Source organism: Microbacterium sp. 2MCAF23 (genome assembly GCF_052115565.1).
GTDB lineage: Bacteria > Actinomycetota > Actinomycetes > Actinomycetales > Microbacteriaceae > Microbacterium.
In genome coordinates this window covers 138,001-154,266 of record NZ_JBFRGY010000010.1, presented here as the reverse complement: position 1 = coordinate 154,266, position 16,266 = coordinate 138,001, and the positions used below count along the sequence as shown (strand labels likewise).

Genomic DNA, 16,266 nt, shown 5'->3' with positions numbered 1-16,266 from the left:
GCGCGGATCCGCGACCGCCGTCGAGGCGCGCGCCGCTGCGGCCGCGGTGCTGGGTTAGCCGCGGCGCGCCGGGGCTCGCTGCGGTCGCCCGCGGCCGGATCCGGTGATCGGGATCCTGCGATCGCGTCGTGAGAAACCAGATCCAGCATGAGACTTCACGACTGTCGTGATGTCTCATGCTGAAAGTGGTTTCTCACCCCTCCGGGCCGCACCCGGGCACCCGGCCGACGCCCGTGCGGCTGTTGCGGTCGCGCCCCGCTGAATCCCTTCCCACGTCAGTCGGGCGAGGATGGACGGCCCACGGCGCGCAAGTTCGCTTCGCGCGCCGCCTGGAGCTCGGCGTCGGAGAGGCCGGCGGCGGCGATGCCCGGATCCGCGGGCGACGCGCCGATCGAGATCGCCGTCTCGACGCCGTCGCCTCCGTTGGCACTCGTGCGGGCGGGCACGTTTCGGTCCGAGTCGACGACGTGGATCCCGCCGGGGCGGACCAGGATCGGCGCCTCCGACGCGACCGCCCGACTCAGCGCGGGAGGCGGCGTCTCCAGCTCGACCCACGACGGCCACAGCTGCACGAGGTAGTGCTCGGTCGGCTCGGAGACAGCCTGATCGTAGGCAGTCGAGAGGCCTCGGGCGCGGATGCGAATGCCGACCGACGGGGAGTCGCGAGCGACCAGGTCGACGGTGTTCGCGGTGGCCGGCTCCATCATGCTGCGCAGCGCGACCGTCGTGCCGGGGACGCGCCCGGCGACGACCTCTGTGCAACGTTCCCACGGGTTCATCGGCGTCACTGGCCGCGTCATCGATCTCGTCAGATGGCGGTGCCACCAGCACCTCGACGTCGACGATGACAGGGCCTGAATACACGCCGGTCGTGAGCCCGACGTACCTGCCGGCTTCCATGGGCAGAAGTTCGGATCCGATCGAGAACAGCAGCCCGCACGGATCCGGATCCGGGGGCGAAGCCGGTCAGCCCGCCCCAGACCAACTGATACCAGTCGGCCTGGAGCACGATGCGGGTGCGTTTCATCGTCTCAATCCACCGTGAGCACGAACCCGTCGCCGTCCGCGGACACCGTCACGTGCGTCAGGTCGGCGACGACCGCGTCCGGGGCGTGCACCGCGGATCCCGCGCCGACGCCGATCACGCGCATCCCCGCCGCCTGAGCGGCCTGGATTCCGGCCTCGGAATCCTCGAAGACGATGCAGTCCGCGGGATCCACCCCGAGCCGGGCCGCGCCGAGCAGGAAGCCCTCCGGATCCGGCTTCGACGCACTCACGTGCTCGGCGGTGACCAGGCCAGCCGGCACGTCGAGCTCGGCGGCACCCATGCGGGCGCGCATGAGCCGGTCGTCGGCCGAGGTGACGATCGCGTGCGGGAAGGGTGCGAGGGCGTTCAGGAATGCGGCGGCGCCCGGCACCTCGATGACTCCGTCCACGTCGCCGCTCTCGCGCTCGAGCATCTCCTGGTTCTCGGCGAGGTTCGCCTCGTGCGGACGGTCCGGCAGCATGATCGCCATGCTCTGGTGCCCCTGGCGTCCGTGCACCACGCTGAGCACGAAGTCGGGGTCGAGTCCGTGCGGCTCCGCCCAGGCCAGCCACAGCCGCTCCACGACCGCCGTCGAGTCGACGAGTGTGCCGTCCATGTCGAGCAGGGCGGCGCGGGCGTGGAAGGTCTGGGTCATGCTCCCAGGGTAGTGGCGGGTTTCGCGCCACCGGCTCGCGAGCGCCTGCCTGCGACCGACCGCGAGCACGGGTCCGTCGGGCCGCGAGCACGGGGCAGCTCGGCCATAGGGTGGACGTGACAAGGGAGGGCGGCGCGATGCGAGCCGAGTGGGACCGACTGATCACCTGGATACGCGACGCGCGCGCTTTGGCGACGCTGCGCCAGATGCGCGAGACCGACGCGCTGCTGACAGGGGCGATCGCCTTCGTGCTGGGGTTCCTCGTGGCGTTCGCGATCTTCTGGAACCGCACCCTGTCGATCACCGGCCCCTGGTCCGTCGGCGCGGTCGCTGCGATCGGCGGCGCTGCCGTGGCTGTACTGAGCTTCACCGCCGGCCGCATCGGGCTGCGCATGGAAGCGGTCGAAGCGCCCGAGAAGCAGGATCCGAGCGCCGCGAACGACGGCTTCGCGATCCCCGGGCAGAAGCTGCGCTGGTACGATCTCGTCGCGATATCCCTCGCACATGGTGCGGTCGCGCTGCTCGCGTTGTTCGGACTCGCCGCGCTGCTCGAGGCGAGCTTCCGCGACGCCCCGGTCTTCCCCTTCCCCGGTGCCATTCTCGTCGCGGTCGCGCTCGCCCTCACCGCCTATGTCTGCTACCTCAGCGCGGCTGCGCTCAGCCCCACCTCGATCTCGCTGATCCTCGCGATCTTCCTTGTGATCGGCGCTCTCACCGCCATGCTCGAGGCGACGGATCCGCACTGGTGGCGTGACAACCTCTCCGCTCTGGGCATGTCGAGCAACGCCTCCTCGCCCGCGTTCAACAGCACCCTCATCGTGGCGGGCGTGATGGTCACCACGATCGCCCGCTATGCCACGGCGGCGCTGCCCGTGCCGGAGCCGAGGGATGAGCGCGGGCGCACGATCGTGCGGGTCGCCCTGATCCTGATCGGGCTCTTCCTCGCCTGTGTGGGGATCTTCCCTGTGGATCGCTTCTTCCTCCTGCACAACACGGTCGCGACGGGCATGGCGGTCTGCTTCGCCGCGGTCGTGATCGCGCTTCCCTGGCTGCTGCGACGGATCTCGCGAGTGTTCGTGGTGCTGGGCTGGGTGTTCGTGCTGGTGATCGCGCTGCTCGGAGTGTTCTTCGCGACCGGCTACTACAACCTCACCGCGGTCGAGCTCGTCGCCGCCGTGCTGATCTTCAGCTGGATCATCGTGTTCCTGCGCACCGCGGGGGCCGACCATGGCCCATGGGACGCCGAGCGCGTCGTCCGCGCGGAGGCCGCGGCCCGACGCTGACCGGGGCGGATCCTTCGCGGCTGGACGAGCGCCGTGCACTGCATGACAAGTCGCGGCGAGCCACCCCGTCGACAATGGGAACATCGACCGTCGTCCGCACACTCGAAGGAGAGACCGATGACCGACACGTCCGCTGTGTCCGCGCTGCTCGACCGCATTCAGGCGCCCGAGGGGGCCGGCCGCGACATCCCCGATGCCGCCACGCGTGAGATCATCGGCCGCGCTCCCGTGCAGACCGTCGCCGACCTGGACGACGCCATCGCGCGTGCCAAGGCCGCGCAGCCTGCGTGGGAGGCGCTCGGTCACGCGAAGCGGAGCGAGCTGCTGCTCGCGGCGGCGGATGCGCTCGACGCGAACGCGGAGGCGCTCGCGCAGCTGCTCTCCCGTGAGCAGGGCAAGCCGCTGAACGGCCCGAACGCCCGGTTCGAAGTGGGGGCGTGCACGGCGTGGCTGCGCACCAACGCGACGACGGTGCTGGAGCCCGAAGTGCTCGTCGACGACGAGAATCTGCACGCCGAGCTGGTCTACAAGCCCGCCGGCGTCGTGGGTGCGATCGGGCCGTGGAACTGGCCGTTGATGATCACCATCTGGCAGATCGGCCCGTCGCTGCGGATGGGGAACACCGTGGTCGCCAAGCCCAGCGAGTACACGCCGCTGAGCGTGCTGGCTCTGCTGTCGGTCATGAACGAGGTGCTGCCGGCCGACGTGCTGATCGGCATCTCCGGCGACCGCGAGGTCGGCGCGGGGATCGCGTCGCACCCCGACATCGACAAGATCATGTTCACCGGATCCACGGCCACCGGCCGGAAGATCATCGAGAGCTCCGCCGGCAATCTCGCCCGCCTCACGCTCGAGCTCGGCGGCAACGACGCCGGCATCGTGCTGCCCGGCACGGATCCGGCCGCGATCGCCCAGGACCTGTTCTGGGGCGCGTTCATCAACACCGGCCAGACCTGCGCGGCGATGAAGCGCCTCTACGTGCACGATTCGCTGTACGACCAGGTGGTCGACGCGCTCGCCGGTATCGCCGCGTCCGTGCCGATCGGCAACGGGCTGGACGAGAACAACGTGCTCGGCCCGCTGCAGAACAAGCAGCAGTTCGACATCGTCTCGCGTCTCGTCGAGGACGCCAAGGCGCGCGGCGCCCGCATCGTGACGGGCGGCGAGGCGGCCCCCGAGCTCGGGGAGCTGTTCTACCGGCCGACGATCGTGGCCGACATCGACAACGACGCGGCGCTCGTGCAGGAGGAGCAGTTCGGGCCGGCGCTGCCGATCATCCGCTACTCCGACGTCGACGAGGCGTTCGCGCTCGCCAACGCGGTCGATGTGGGCCTCGGCGCCTCGGTGTGGTCGAGCGACCCTGAGGCGGCCCGCGAAGCCGCGACCCGGATGCAGTCCGGCACGGTGTGGATCAACTCGCACGGCGGGCTGCACCCGATGGTGCCGTTCGGCGGGGTGAAGAGCTCCGGCTACGGCCTCGAGTTCGGTGTCGCCGGGCTCAAGTCGGTGGCCGTTCCGCAGGTCGTCTCCGGCCCCGGCCGGAAGGCCTAGGCCATGGCCCGCTCCGCGATCGTCGTCGGAGCCGGCACCTCGGGCAGCATCGTCACCCGGCGTCTTGTGGACGCCGGGTACGACGTGACGCTCATCGAGGCCGGCGGCTACGACACCAACCCCGCGATCCACGACCCGTCGCGCGCCGGCGAGCTCTGGCACGCCGCCGAGGACTGGGACTACTCCACCGTCCCTCAGGAGCACGCGGCCGGGCGACGGCTGCACCTGCCGCGGGGCAAGGTCACCGGCGGATCCCACGCCCTGAACGCCATGATCTGGGTGCGCTGCGCGGCCGCCGACTTCGACGGCTGGGAGCGTGCCGGGGCGACCGGCTGGAGCTGGGCGGACGTGCTGCCCGTCTACGAGGCGATCGAGAACGACCTGCTTCCCGTGACGGACGACTACCCGCTCGTGCCGATCCAGCAGTCGATCATCGACGCCGCCGTGCAGGAGGGGCTGGAGCGCAACCTCGACTACAACAGGGGCACCCTCGACGGCGTCTCGCAGGAGCAGGTCACGATGCGGGACGGTCGGCGCGTCAACACGTGGATGGCGTACGTGCGCCCGGCCGAGGACGCCCCCAACCTGCGCGTCGTCACCGACGCCGAGGTCGCGACCGTGATCGTCGAGGACGGCGTGGCCGTGGGTGTGCGGCTGAGCGACGGATCCGACCTTCGTGCCGAGGAGGTCATCCTCGCCGCCGGTGCGCTGGGCAGTCCCGCGATCCTGCTGCGCAGCGGCATCGGTCCGCGCGCGGACCTCGAGGCGCTCGGCATCGAGGTGCTCCGCGACGTCCCGGCGGTCGGCGCGAACCTGCACGACCACCTGCTGTCCCCGGTGATCTTCACGACCGCGCGGCCGGTGGGACCCCCCGAGCCGGGAGTCTCGGTGACGCAGACGCACCTGTTCTGGCGCTCGCGCGAGGAGCTCGCAGAACCCGACACCCAGCCCATCCACTTCTCCGTGCCGATGTGGGGCGAGCTCGAGCCGCGCCCCGGCGCGCACGGTCCCGGCGACGGCTTCTCGCTTCTGGCAGGGCTCGTGACGCCGCACAGCCGCGGCGCACTGCGCCTCTCCGGACCCGGCACCGAGGATCCGCTCCTCATCGACCTCGCGGCCCTGGAAGACGACCGCGACGTGGCCGCGCTCGCCGCGTCCGTGCGCCAGGCGCGCCGGATCGGCGCCCGCCCGGCGCTTGCCGGGGAGTGGGGCGCGATCGAGGCCTATCCGGGGCCGGAGGTCTCGGATGCCGACGTCGAGGACTGGGTGCGCCGCACCGCGATCACCTATCACCACCAGGTCGGCACCTGCCGGATGGGGTCGGATCCGGACGCGGTCGTGGATCCGCGCCTGCGCGTGAACGGGATCGCGGGGCTCCGGGTGATCGACGCCTCGGTGATGCCCACCATCACCACGGGCAACACCAACGCCCCCGCTGCCGTCATCGGGGAGCGCGGCGCACGGTTCGTGCTCGAGGACGCCGAGTAACACTGGATCGTCGGTGCCCCCGATGAGCATCGGCGCCCCCACGGATCGACGTCCCTGCGAGGGGGCGTGGGTGCTGCGCGGGGGCGCGGATGCGTGCGGGGTGGATGCGCTCAGATTGCCAGGGACGGGCTGTACGGCACGTGCAGCGCGTTGGCGAAGCGCTCGAACAGCGCGGGGTCGCCGTCGATCTGCACCGCTCCGGTCGCGAGTGCGTCCTGCGGACTGAGCGTGCCTGCGAGAAGGTCTCGGATCCCGGGACCCGCAGTGATCTCCAGATCCGGATCCTCTACCAGCCCGGGGTCGGCGACGACGGTGCCGTCCCGCATCACGAGGTGCACCTCGACCTCGCCGACCCGGACATTGTAGGTCGTGTCCCAGTCGGCGGGCACGATGCCGTCGCCCGTCGCCACCCGGAGTGCGGCGGTGATCGAGGAGGTCGTGACGATCTCCCCGTCGCGAGGCTCCCGCATGCCGCCGGCGCCCCAACGGGAGAGGGCGTCCAGTGCCGGCCCGAGCTCCTCCCCGCGCGCGGTGAGGCGGTAGACGACGGAGCGCTCGGTGCCGCTGGGAGCGGTCCGCGCGACGATGCCCTCGTCCTCGAGCTCCTTCAACCGCGTCGCCAACGTGTTCGTGGGGATGCCGGGGAGCCCCGCGACGAGTTCCGAATAGCGCCGCGGTCCCACGCTGAGATCGCGCAGGATCAGCAGCGTCCAGCGCTGCCCGACGATCTCCGCCGCGCGGGCGAGGCCGCAGAACTGACCGTAGTGCTGGTTCGTCATGAGAATGAGATTATCACTTGACTTCAATATTTGCAGTGTGCTTTATTTTTTGCAGTAACCCGGATTCGGGCACATCGCGAGAAGGAGAAGGACATGACCGCCACCATCGCCCCGGCCGAGATCGACGCCTCGCCGGAATCGGACGCCGGAGTCGCCGCGCGCAACCGCACCGCGCTGAGGCTGCTGCTCGCCGCGGTCTTCGTCGTGTTCCTGAACGAGACGATGATGGCCGTGGCGCTGCCGCGGATCCAGGAGTCCCTGCACATCGATGCGACCCGCGGGCAGTGGCTGACCACGGCCTTCGCGCTCACCGTGGCGGTCGTCATCCCCACCACCGGCTGGCTCATGCAGCGGTTGCGCACCCGCACGGTCTTCACCGTCGCGATGTCGAGCTTCGTCGCCGGCACGGTCATCGCCGCACTGTCCCCGGTCTTCGAGATGCTCGTGGTGGGCCGTGTCGTGCAGGCCATGGGCACCGCGGTCATGATGCCCCTCATGATGACGACCGTGATGACGGTCGTGCCCGCTGAGGAGCGCGGCAGGATCATGGGGCGCGTCTCGATCGTCATGTCCGTGGCGCCCGCCGTCGGCCCCATCGTCTCGGGCGCCCTGATCCAGGTGCTGCCGTGGCAGGGGCTCTTCTGGGTGATGCTCCCCATCGCACTCACGATGCTCGCCATCGGGATCCGCCGCATCCCGAACGTCTCGGAGACGCGTGCCGTTCCGCTCGATGCGCTGTCGGTGGTCCTCGCCGCCCTGGCGTTCTCCGCACTGGTGTTCGGTCTCAGCCAGATCGGCGCGACCGCTGTCGGCGAGGCGGCGGTGCAGCCCTGGATCCCGATCGTGCTCGGCCTGGCCGGGCTCGGGCTCTTCGTCTGGCGTCAGCTCGTGCTGCAGCGCACCGACTCGGCGCTGCTCGATCTGCGCACGTTCCTCTCGCGGGACTTCGCCGTCGCCGTCGCCATGATGACTGCCGGCATGGTTTCGCTGTTCGGCGCCTTCATCGTGCTGCCGCAGTTCGCGCGCTACACGCTCGGCCTCGACCCGCTCTGGGTGGGCGCCATCCTGCTCCCCGGCGGCCTGCTGATGGGGCTCGCCGGACCCACGGTCGGGCGGCTGTACGACCGCTTCGGTCCGCGCCCGCTGGTCATCCCGGGATCCATCGGTCTCGCGGCCTCGCTCTGGACCCTCGCGTTCGGACTGGGGGAGCACTCCTCCTGGGTGGTGCTGCTGGGGGCGCACATCGTGCTGATGCTGTCGCTCGCCTTCCTGTTCACGCCGGCGTTCAGCGCATCGCTCGGTTCGCTGGCCCCGCAGCTGTACTCGCACGGCAGCGCGACGATCGCGACGCTGCAGCAGGTGGCGGGCGCCGCGGGCACGGCGATCTTCGTCGCCCTCTATGCGACCGGGGTGACCGCGACCGGATCCGCGGATCCCGACCTCCCCTCGCCGGCAGCAGCTGCCGCGGGCTCGCACCTCGCGTTCCTCGCGGGCGCGATCCTCTCGCTCGTCGTCATCGCCCTCGCCCTGTGCGTGCGCCGTCCGGCGGCGGTGGCGACGACGGCGGAGGAGGCGGCGACGACGGCGGCGGAGGAGGACCCTCGCAGTGACGTTCCTGCGAGGGGGCCCCGATGCTGCGAGGGGGCGTCGGCGGCGGGAGTCGCTCAGTCGTCCAGCAGCGCCGCGGCGAACATCGGGCGGGCGGCGTCCGCGCTCGGCGGGTGGAACAGTCCCGCCGTGGCATCGCGGTACAGACGGCTCAGTTCGTGGCCGTTGTCGAAGCCGGATCCGCCGGTGCACATGAGGGCGGCCTCGGCGGCGCGGCGGGCGGCCGTCGAGGCGTTCAGGCGTGCACTCACGAGCAGCAGCGGCCACCGTGCGCCGTGGTCGAGCAGTTCGTCGAAGTCGCGGCAGTACGCCTCGAGCTGCGCCGGCACGGCGAGATAGTCGAGGTGCGCATCGGCGAGCCGGGTGCGGGACTCGGGAACCTCGGCGTAGGTCGCGTCAGCTTTCGCGGAACGTCGCTTCTTCAGACCTGCTGCGCCCAGGTCGAGCGCACGACGGGCGACGCCGGCGTAGACGGACCCGATGAGCAGCTGGAAGTTGCTCGTGATCGCGAACGTGAGCAGATCCGGCACCCGCCCCACGGCGATGCGGCGGTTCACGCGTTCCGGCGCCATGCGCACGCTCTTCAGGATCGTGGCGCGGCTCTGCGACGCCCGCATCCCCATCACGTCCCACTGGTCCGACACGGTGATGCCCTCCGTGCCGCGTTCGAGGAAGCCGTAGACGAGCATCGGGTTCTCCGGATCCGTGTCGTCGCGGCCGTGCGTGATCAGCCGGGTCCAGACGGGGGAGAGAGACGTGAAGATCTTGACGCCGCTGAGGAGGTAGCCGCCGTCGGCCTGCGGAACGGCGGCCGTCTTCGAGTCCTGCATGACCCAGTCGTTCGAGGGCTCGCTGATCCCGAAGGCGAAGATCTCGCCGGCCATCGCCTCGGCGAATACGTCGTCGAGCGAGTGGTCGCCGCGGTCGGCGAGGGCTTTCGCGACGCCGGTGCACATGAGGTGCATGTTCACGGCCAGCGCCGTCGCGGGAGCCGCGGTCGCGAGCCGCTGCTGCAGATGCGAGACCTCATCGAGGCTCAGGCCGGGGCCGTCGTGCGCCTCCGGCACGAACAGCAGCAGGTACCCGCGCTCGGTGAGTTCGGCGAGGTCCTCGTCGAAGAACCGGTTCTCCAGGTCGTACACGGCGGCGCGTTCGCGGAACCGCTCGAGCAGCTCATCCGGCAGATAGTGCTCGGCGAGCTCGGCGTGGCGGGTGAGACGGTCGGTCATCGTGCCTCCTGTGCGTGGTCGGAGAGGTCGGGGGACTCGAGCACGATGGCGCCGTTGTGGCCGCCGAACCCGAAAGAGGGGGAGAGGACGCGGCGGATCGGTCCGGCCGCTCGGGCCGTGCCGCGCACGATGTCCCATTCCGGGAAGTCGGGGTCGTCAAGGTTGATCGTGGGGGGGATCAGGCCGGTGCGCAGCGTCTGGATCGCCAGGATGGCCTCGACGGCTCCGGACGCGCCGAGCAGGTGTCCCGTGCTCGACTTCGTCGCCGTGGTCGGGATCTGCCGGGCGTGCGCGCCGAACACGTTCTCGAGCGCCGCGAGCTCGGCCGCGTCGCCGGCCGGGGTGCCTGTGCCGTGGGCGTTGACGTGGTCTATGCCGTGTGCGGCATGCGGATCCAGCCCGGCGTCGGCGAGCGCCGCGGCCACGGCCTGCGCGGCGCCGAGTCCCTGCGGATGCGGGGCCGTGGGATGGTGCGCGTCGCTGGACTCGCCGAACCCGGCCAGCACGGCGAGCGGTGCGGCGCCGCGGGCGCGCGCGACGTCCTCGGCCTCGAGCAGCAGAGCCGCGGCGCCCTGGGCCATCACGAAGCCACGGCGTCCGCGGTCGAACGGACGGCTGGCCGCGGACGGATCCGACTCGTACCCGCTGGCGAGCGCGCGCAGGTTCGCGTTCGCCGCAAGGTTGACAGGGTTCAGGCAGTCCTCCATGCCGACGACGAGCACGGCGTCGGCGTACCCGTGCCGGATGCGACGCAGCCCGTCGCCGAGCGCGATCGCGCTGGACGCGCACGTCGCCGTGACCCCGTGCGCGGTGCCGCGGGCGCCGTACCGCTCACTGAGCAGCGCCGCCGCGGCATCCGGCGCGCCGTGCACGACGACGCTCAGCGGCACGCCGCGGGGACCACGGGCGTCGAGGGCGCGGGTGGCGGCCTGCATCGCGTCCACCGGGCCGGATCCGGTCGCGGCGAGGACGGCGGCGCGGGTCGGATCCCAGGGGAGCGCTGCTCCGGCGCGCAGCGCGCCGGGATCGACGCCGGCGTCGGCTAGGGCCTGATCCGCGGCGGCGATCGCCCAGAGCTGCAGGGGGCTGAGGCGGCGGCTCAGCGGCGGATCAACGACCCCTGTCGCGTCGAAGCCCTGGATTCTGCCGCCGATCCGCACGGCCAGTTCTCGGAAGTCCGGTTCGTCGAGGGCGGTGATGGCGCTGCGGCCCGCGACGACCGCGTCCCAGAGGGAGGGGACGTCGAGGCCGCTCGGCGTGATCGCGCCGAGCCCGGTGACGACGACGCGCCGCGCCGCCGGGCTCACAGCCGGATCCCTTCGCCCTGCTCGATGAGCGCGGTGGTCGCCGGGCGCCGGATCTTGCCGCCGGCCGTGCGCGGGATCCGCTCGAGGACGTACCAGCGCCGTGGCACGAACTGCGGCGCCAGCCGCTCGCGCGCCCAGGCCTGGAGGGTGGCCTTGGTGATCTGCGCGGGGGAACCCGCCTCGACCACGAGCGCCACAACGCTGCCGAGTCGCGGATCCGGCAGGGCCACGGCGCACACCGGACCGAGCCCGGGCATCGCGTCGAACGCGCGCTCCACCTCGGGCAGTGAGACCTTGTGCCCGCCCGTCGTGACGATGTCGCCGGCTCGTCCGGCCAGCTGCAGTCGCCCGTCCACCAGGCGGCCCATGTCGTGCACGGTCGCCCAGCCGTCGGGCCCTCGCAGCACGGCGTCGGTCGTCGCAGCGAGGTAGCCGTCCGAGCAGGCGGCGGCGCGGATCCACAGCGTGCCGAGCTCGCCGTCGGGCAGGACGCTGCCCTCGTCGTCGCGGATCTCGGCGCCGATGCCGTCGTAGACGTCGAGCAGGGTGCCGTCGCCGCCGCGACTGTCGCCGATGAATCCGATCTCCGCGGCGCCGTAGTAGCTGATCAGCCGCACGCGCGGCAGTGCCGTGGCGAGGCCACCGCGCAGCGCCGCGGGCAGGTTCGCACCGCCGGTGACGACGAGGTCCAGCCCGGCGAAGGCGTCGGGAGCGCGCCGGGCGGCATCGATGAGCACCTGCACCACGGCCGGCACGGCGACGATCCGAGTGATCCTCTCCGCCGCGACGCGCTGCGCCAGGTGGGCGGCATCGAAGGCATCGGCGAGGTGTGCGCCGCCGCCGGTGGCGAGGCATTCGATGAGCGCGTACAGCGTGAGGCTGTACGACAGCGGTCCCGGGGCCAGGGTCTGCACACCGGGACGTGGTTCGAGGTGCGCGCTCGAGACGGTGACGTTCTCGCGGTACTGCCGTCGCGTCTTCAGGAAGGCCTTCGGATCGCTCGTGGTGCCGGAGGAGAACAGCAGCAGGAACGCCTCGTCGGCATCGCGCACCGTGGGCGGATCCGCGAAAGCCGTCGTCGCCTCCCGCGCGCGGAACTCCGCGAGGGAGAGCACGGTGCCGGTCCATCCGGCGGCGCGGAGTGCGGGTGCGAGCGCGGGGTCGTCGCCGATGACGAGCCCGATCCCCGCCGCCACCACGACGTGCACGCGGTGCGCGAGCGGCCACTGCGGGTCGATGGTGGCGGACACCGCGCGATAGCCGGCGAGGCCGGCGACGATGCGCGCGGCGTGGAAGGCGCTGGCGATGCTGACCGCGGTGATCGGGATCCCGCGGGTCTCCGGCGCGGGTGGCGGGGGAGCAGCCTGTGCGCGATGTGCGGCGTCGACGACGGCGAACACGCGACGGGAGTCCTCGACGAGCCCGGCGTAGTCCAGGGCGCCATCGGGCCCGACGATGGCCGGCTGAGCGGGATCGTGCGCGGCGGTGGAGAGCACGGTCCTGGTGATCGGCATGCCCCGCCCTTCCCGTGACGCGTGCGCGCCGGGCGCGGCCCGGCTTCGCCGATCCAGTCTATGACCGGGCGCGGTCACGGGACCGGTCGGGCCGCTGGTCACTCGTCCTGTGAGCGAGGCGACCGCGCCGATCGGGTGCACAGGCAACGGTGCTACTGTCGAAGGAGTCGGCATTCCTGCCGACGACCAGGGAAGACTTCTTGTCGACCGACGGGCTTCGGCCTTCCGCTTTGCGTCGCCTCCTCTGCGAGACCTGTAGGAGACCGATGCACGCTCTTGTCGCTGTTGATTCTGCCGAGCCGCGTTCCGCGGACCTGACCGATCCGACTCCTGCCCTTCCCCCGGGCTCCACAGCGGTGATCTACTGCGAAGGCCAGTTCGGCGAGCAGGACGGCAAGACCGCGAACGGTCTCATCCGCCACTCCGAGAAGTACGAGATCCTGAGCGTCCTCGACAGCCGCCATGCCGGAGCCGATGCGGGAATGCTGCTGGATGGCCATGCCAATGGCATTCCGGTGCTCGCCAGTCTTGCTGAGGCGATCGCTCATGCGGGCACAGCGCCCGACTACCTGATCTGCGGAGTCGCGCCGGCGGACGGCCTGCTCTCCACGGAACAGCGGGTGGTGCTCCTGGACGGCATCGCCCACGGGATGCACATCATCAACGGCTTGCACGAGTTCCTCAACGACGACGCCGAGTTCGTGGCGGCGTCCCTCCTGGCGCGCGTTTCCCTCACGGACATCCGACGCCCGCGCGAGATGCAGGATCTGCATCTCTTCTCCGGACGGATCTTCGACGTCACCTGCCCGCGGATCGCCGTCCTTGGCACGGACGGCGCGATCGGCAAACGCACCACCGCGACTCTGCTGGTCCGGGCGTTGAACGAGCGCGGCATCCGCGCCGTGATGGTCGGCACCGGGCAGACGACGATCATCCAGGGCGGCAAATACGGTATCGCTCTCGACGCTCTGGTTCCCCAGTACTGTTCCGGCGAGGTCGAAGACCAGGTGGTCGCCGCGTTCGAAGGGGAGGATCCGGACGTCATCGTCGTCGAAGGGCAGGGCGCGCTCAGCCACCCCGCCTATCTGACGTCGGCGCACATCCTTCGCGGCAGCCGTCCGGCGGGCGTTCTGGTGCAGCATGCTCCCAAACGCCGCACGCTGGGGGACTTCCCGATGGTGCCGATGCCCACCCTGGCCAGCGAAGTGGCACTGATCGAGGCCTTCGCCGACACGAAGGTCATCGGGGTGACGGTGAACCACGAAGGCATGACCGACGCGGAGATCGGCATAGCCATCGAGAGCATCGAGCTCGAGCTCGGCCTTCCCGCCACCGATCCGCTCACCCGCCCGCTCGATGCCCTCGTCGAGATCGTGCTCCACGCGTTCCCGGAGCTCACCCCGACGGTCGAGCGTCTGGCGTCCGCGCGGTCGCTCTGAAGACCGCCCTGCCGGGCTTCGTCTTGATCTCTCTTGCCATGCAAGCTAGCTTGTGATGCATGACACCGGACGCCGGGGCGCAGATGCGAAAGGGCGTTGTCGAGTACTGCGTGCTCGGCCTGCTCGCGCGCGGCCCGATGTACGGCTGGGAGCTCGCCGAGCGGCTCACGGCCGAGGGGCTCATCGCGAGCATCGGCACGCTCTATCCTCTGCTGTCGCGGCTGCGCCAGAGCGGCTGGGTGCGTACGTTCGAGCGCCCGTCGGAGTCCGGCCCGGTGCGCCGCTACTACGAGCTCACCGACAGCGGAGTGCGGCAACTGGCGCAGTTCCGCACATCGTGGACGCCGTTCGCGCGCAGCGTGGCCGGTCTGATCGCAGAGGCCCCGCCGACGGCGCGGGTGACCGCAGAGGGGGAAGCATGACCGAGGCCGAGGCGCAGAGCCTGCGCGACGACTACCTGGGACGGCTCGACGCCGCCATCGCGGATCTGCCGTGGCGTGTCGCGAACGAACTGCGCAGCGGCATCGAGGAGGAGCTCGACGGGCTCGATGCTGCGGAACTGCAGTCGCGGATCGTGCAGCTCGGGGATCCGGTGCGGATCGCCGCGGCCGCGAAGGAGGAGACCGGGTCCGCGCCACCCGCGCCCGTGGTCGTCGTGACTCCGGCACCTGTTCCGTCGGCGAAGCCTGCGACGGTCGACACGAAGTGGTTCGCGATCGTCGGCGCACTCGTGCTCGGCATCGGCAGCTTCCTGTTCCCGATCGGCGGATGGGTCATCGGGGTGGCCCTGGTCACATCGAGCAGGTTCTGGCGGCGGTGGGAGAAGGCGGTGGCGATCCTGCTGCCGTTCGCCGTTTGCGTCCTGATCGCGCTGATCTCACTCCTCGGCGCGCTGTGGCAAGGCAGCGGCTCGGCCGCCGGACCGGGCACGTCGAATCCGTTGCTGCCATCGGGGCTTGCGATGTGGCACACGTCGATCGTGCTGGGGTTCTTCTTCGTCCCCGTCGGCGCAGCATGGCTGCTCTGGCGCCTGCGCGGACGCGAGGCACCGCGTCGCTGACGAATGCCGCGGATCCGGATCCGATCAGGCTCCCGGTGTGCCGTGGTAGCGCATCAGCGCGGGCACGCTGAGCGCCATCACGGCCAGGAACAGCATCAGCAGGCTCGCGCTGATCACCGTTGTGGCGGCGATCCCGATGCTCTGCGCGGCGGCGCCGATGGCCAGCGCCGCGATGGGCTGTGCCCCGATCGCCAGCTCCTGCAGGCCCATGGCCCGCCCCTGCAGCGTCGGCGGCGTGGCGGACAGCATGAGCGTGTTCTGCAGCACTCCGAACACCGACGAGACGAGCCCCGCGAGGATGAATGCGCCGGTCGCGATGAGCGTCGTGGGCGCCAGGGCGAACAGGATCCAGCACACTGACATCCCGGCGATCCCGCACACGAACACGGCGCCCTTCCGCGGGAAGTCGCCGAGGGCGGCGATCACGAGCGAGCCGACGATTCCGCCCACTCCGAATGCGGTCAGCAGCAGGCCGAGTCCGGCCGCGTCCAGCCGCATGCTCTGCGCGAACACCGGCATGAAGCCCTGGTGGATCGACCAGATGAGGAAGTTCACGGCGACCGTGATCAGCAGCACTGCCAGCACCACGCGCAGGCGCGCGATCGCGAGGAAACCCTCGCCCAGCATGCGCCAGATCGACCCGTGCGGCACCTCGGGCAGCCTGTAGCCGCCAGTCACGCCACGAAGCGCGATCAGCGAGAGCACGAACCAGAGGGAGCCGATCCACAGCGCCGTCGCCGTGCCGAACGCGCTCACCAGCAGCCCGCCGACCGCAGGCCCGAGCATGAGCGTCGTGTTCATCGCCAGGGCGTTCAGCGCGTTCGCGTTGCTGAGCTGTTCCGCCGGCACCTTACCCGCGACCAGCGCGGCCCGCGCGGGCTGGGAGGGGGAGTGCGCCAGCCCCAGCGCCAGCCCGCCGGCGGTGAGCACGCCGAACGAGCCGAGCCCGGCCGTGGTGAGGGCGGCGAGGCCGACGGCTGCGACGATCGCGACGCCGCACGCGATCATGAGCAGGCGCCTGCGGTCCATCCGGTCCGAGATCGCGCCGGAGAGCGGGCCGAGCAGCAGGGGAAGCAGCCGCACCGTGGTGAACGCGGCGACGAGAATCTCGGATCCGGTCTGCGCGAACACCATCCAGCCGAGGATGAACGTGAGTGTCCACATCCCCCCGAAGAAGGCGATGTTCGAGAGCAGCAGGGCCGAGAACTCGCGATTGCCGTGCAGGGAGGAGAACGGGCGGAGCAGAGCGGCGGAGAACCGATTCGGGCGGGCGTCGGGGCGCTCCTCGATGGCCATCCGGTCTCCTGATCGTGCGCGGGCGGGCGC

The 16,266-nt window shown here is 71.0% G+C and carries 13 protein-coding genes and 1 pseudogene; 7 read left to right on the top strand and 7 right to left on the bottom strand.

All coding sequences use genetic code 11. The features are described 5' to 3' along the window. Positions 1-275 precede the first annotated feature (275 nt). Together AB4078_RS11905 and AB4078_RS11900 are read right to left on the bottom strand one after the other, a co-directional pair. Positions 276-800 (bottom strand): hypothetical protein, encoded by a 525-nt coding sequence (locus AB4078_RS11905; RefSeq protein WP_441977314.1) that lies wholly within the window; start codon positions 798-800, stop codon positions 276-278. A gap of 231 nt (positions 801-1,031) precedes the next feature. Beyond that, positions 1,032-1,682, bottom strand: coding sequence for an HAD-IA family hydrolase (locus tag AB4078_RS11900; RefSeq protein WP_441977313.1), 651 nt, complete (start codon positions 1,680-1,682; stop codon positions 1,032-1,034). Between the two features lie 206 nt (positions 1,683-1,888). Here AB4078_RS11900 and AB4078_RS11895 point away from each other — a divergent pair, with 206 nt between their 5' ends. From AB4078_RS11895 to AB4078_RS11885, 3 genes are all read left to right on the top strand, one after another. After that, positions 1,889-2,965, top strand: coding sequence for a DUF998 domain-containing protein (locus AB4078_RS11895; protein WP_441977312.1), 1,077 nt, complete (start codon positions 1,889-1,891; stop codon positions 2,963-2,965). Positions 2,966-3,082: 117 nt separating this feature from the next. Then, positions 3,083-4,516: an aldehyde dehydrogenase family protein gene (locus AB4078_RS11890; RefSeq protein WP_441977311.1), complete on the top strand. Its 1,434-nt coding sequence runs from the start codon at positions 3,083-3,085 to the stop codon at positions 4,514-4,516. Positions 4,517-4,519: 3 nt separating this feature from the next. Next, the gene (locus AB4078_RS11885) at positions 4,520-6,004 is read left to right on the top strand and encodes a GMC family oxidoreductase (protein ID WP_441977310.1); all 1,485 of its coding nucleotides are present in this window, start codon (positions 4,520-4,522) and stop codon (positions 6,002-6,004) included. Positions 6,005-6,114: 110 nt separating this feature from the next. Here the strand turns inward: AB4078_RS11885 and AB4078_RS11880 are convergent, their stop codons facing one another. Further along, positions 6,115-6,783 (bottom strand): winged helix-turn-helix transcriptional regulator, encoded by a 669-nt coding sequence (locus tag AB4078_RS11880; RefSeq protein WP_441977309.1) that lies wholly within the window; start codon positions 6,781-6,783, stop codon positions 6,115-6,117. A 93-nt stretch (positions 6,784-6,876) separates the two neighbouring features. On the opposite strand from AB4078_RS11880, the pseudogene AB4078_RS11875 reads away from it, so the two are divergent. Beyond that, a pseudogene (locus AB4078_RS11875) lies at positions 6,877-8,373 on the top strand (DHA2 family efflux MFS transporter permease subunit); the annotation flags it as partial. A gap of 74 nt (positions 8,374-8,447) precedes the next feature. Here the strand turns inward: AB4078_RS11875 and AB4078_RS11870 are convergent. The 3 genes from AB4078_RS11870 to AB4078_RS11860 are packed head-to-tail and all read right to left on the bottom strand — an operon-like array spanning position 8,448 to position 12,441. Further along, entirely contained in the window at positions 8,448-9,620 is a 1,173-nt protein-coding gene (locus tag AB4078_RS11870; protein ID WP_440733436.1) for an acyl-CoA dehydrogenase family protein, read from the bottom strand. Then, positions 9,617-10,927: a beta-ketoacyl-[acyl-carrier-protein] synthase family protein gene (locus tag AB4078_RS11865; RefSeq protein ID WP_441977308.1), complete on the bottom strand. Its 1,311-nt coding sequence runs from the start codon at positions 10,925-10,927 to the stop codon at positions 9,617-9,619. The genes AB4078_RS11870 and AB4078_RS11865 overlap by 4 nt, the downstream gene beginning before the upstream one ends. After that, positions 10,924-12,441 (bottom strand): class I adenylate-forming enzyme family protein, encoded by a 1,518-nt coding sequence (locus AB4078_RS11860; protein ID WP_441977307.1) that lies wholly within the window; start codon positions 12,439-12,441, stop codon positions 10,924-10,926. Before AB4078_RS11860 ends, AB4078_RS11865 begins: the two co-directional genes overlap by 4 nt. A 266-nt stretch (positions 12,442-12,707) precedes the next feature. Here AB4078_RS11860 and AB4078_RS11855 point away from each other — a divergent pair, with 266 nt between their 5' ends. From AB4078_RS11855 to AB4078_RS11845, 3 genes are read left to right on the top strand one after another with little or no spacing between them, the layout of a single operon-like run. Then, a complete protein-coding gene (locus AB4078_RS11855) occupies positions 12,708-13,880 on the top strand; it encodes a DUF1611 domain-containing protein (protein ID WP_441977306.1) in 1,173 nt (390 codons plus the stop codon). A 59-nt stretch (positions 13,881-13,939) separates the two neighbouring features. Then, entirely contained in the window at positions 13,940-14,302 is a 363-nt protein-coding gene (locus AB4078_RS11850) for a PadR family transcriptional regulator (protein ID WP_441977305.1), read from the top strand. Beyond that, the gene (locus AB4078_RS11845; protein ID WP_441977304.1) at positions 14,299-14,940 is read left to right on the top strand and encodes a hypothetical protein; all 642 of its coding nucleotides are present in this window, start codon (positions 14,299-14,301) and stop codon (positions 14,938-14,940) included. Before AB4078_RS11850 ends, AB4078_RS11845 begins: the two co-directional genes overlap by 4 nt. Before the next feature lie 24 nt (positions 14,941-14,964). On the opposite strand, the gene AB4078_RS11840 is transcribed toward AB4078_RS11845, so the two are convergent. Further along, entirely contained in the window at positions 14,965-16,236 is a 1,272-nt protein-coding gene (locus AB4078_RS11840; protein WP_441977303.1) for an MFS transporter, read from the bottom strand. Positions 16,237-16,266: the final 30 nt, after the last annotated feature.

What these genes read in the sequence shown, in the direction of transcription:
- AB4078_RS11905 (WP_441977314.1), bottom strand. Translation starts at nt 800, where the DNA reads ATGACGCGGCCAGTGACGCCGATGAACCCGTGGGAACGTTGCACAGAG.
- AB4078_RS11900 (WP_441977313.1), bottom strand. Translation starts at nt 1,682, where the DNA reads ATGACCCAGACCTTCCACGCCCGCGCCGCCCTGCTCGACATGGACGGC.
- AB4078_RS11895 (WP_441977312.1), top strand. Translation starts at nt 1,889, where the DNA reads ATGCGCGAGACCGACGCGCTGCTGACAGGGGCGATCGCCTTCGTGCTG.
- AB4078_RS11890 (WP_441977311.1), top strand. Translation starts at nt 3,083, where the DNA reads ATGACCGACACGTCCGCTGTGTCCGCGCTGCTCGACCGCATTCAGGCG.
- AB4078_RS11885 (WP_441977310.1), top strand. Translation starts at nt 4,520, where the DNA reads ATGGCCCGCTCCGCGATCGTCGTCGGAGCCGGCACCTCGGGCAGCATC.
- AB4078_RS11880 (WP_441977309.1), bottom strand. Translation starts at nt 6,783, where the DNA reads ATGACGAACCAGCACTACGGTCAGTTCTGCGGCCTCGCCCGCGCGGCG.
- AB4078_RS11870 (WP_440733436.1), bottom strand. Translation starts at nt 9,620, where the DNA reads ATGACCGACCGTCTCACCCGCCACGCCGAGCTCGCCGAGCACTATCTG.
- AB4078_RS11860 (WP_441977307.1), bottom strand. Translation starts at nt 12,441, where the DNA reads ATGCCGATCACCAGGACCGTGCTCTCCACCGCCGCGCACGATCCCGCT.
- AB4078_RS11855 (WP_441977306.1), top strand. Translation starts at nt 12,708, where the DNA reads ATGCACGCTCTTGTCGCTGTTGATTCTGCCGAGCCGCGTTCCGCGGAC.
- AB4078_RS11850 (WP_441977305.1), top strand. Translation starts at nt 13,940, where the DNA reads ATGACACCGGACGCCGGGGCGCAGATGCGAAAGGGCGTTGTCGAGTAC.
- AB4078_RS11845 (WP_441977304.1), top strand. Translation starts at nt 14,299, where the DNA reads ATGACCGAGGCCGAGGCGCAGAGCCTGCGCGACGACTACCTGGGACGG.
- AB4078_RS11840 (WP_441977303.1), bottom strand. Translation starts at nt 16,236, where the DNA reads ATGGCCATCGAGGAGCGCCCCGACGCCCGCCCGAATCGGTTCTCCGCC.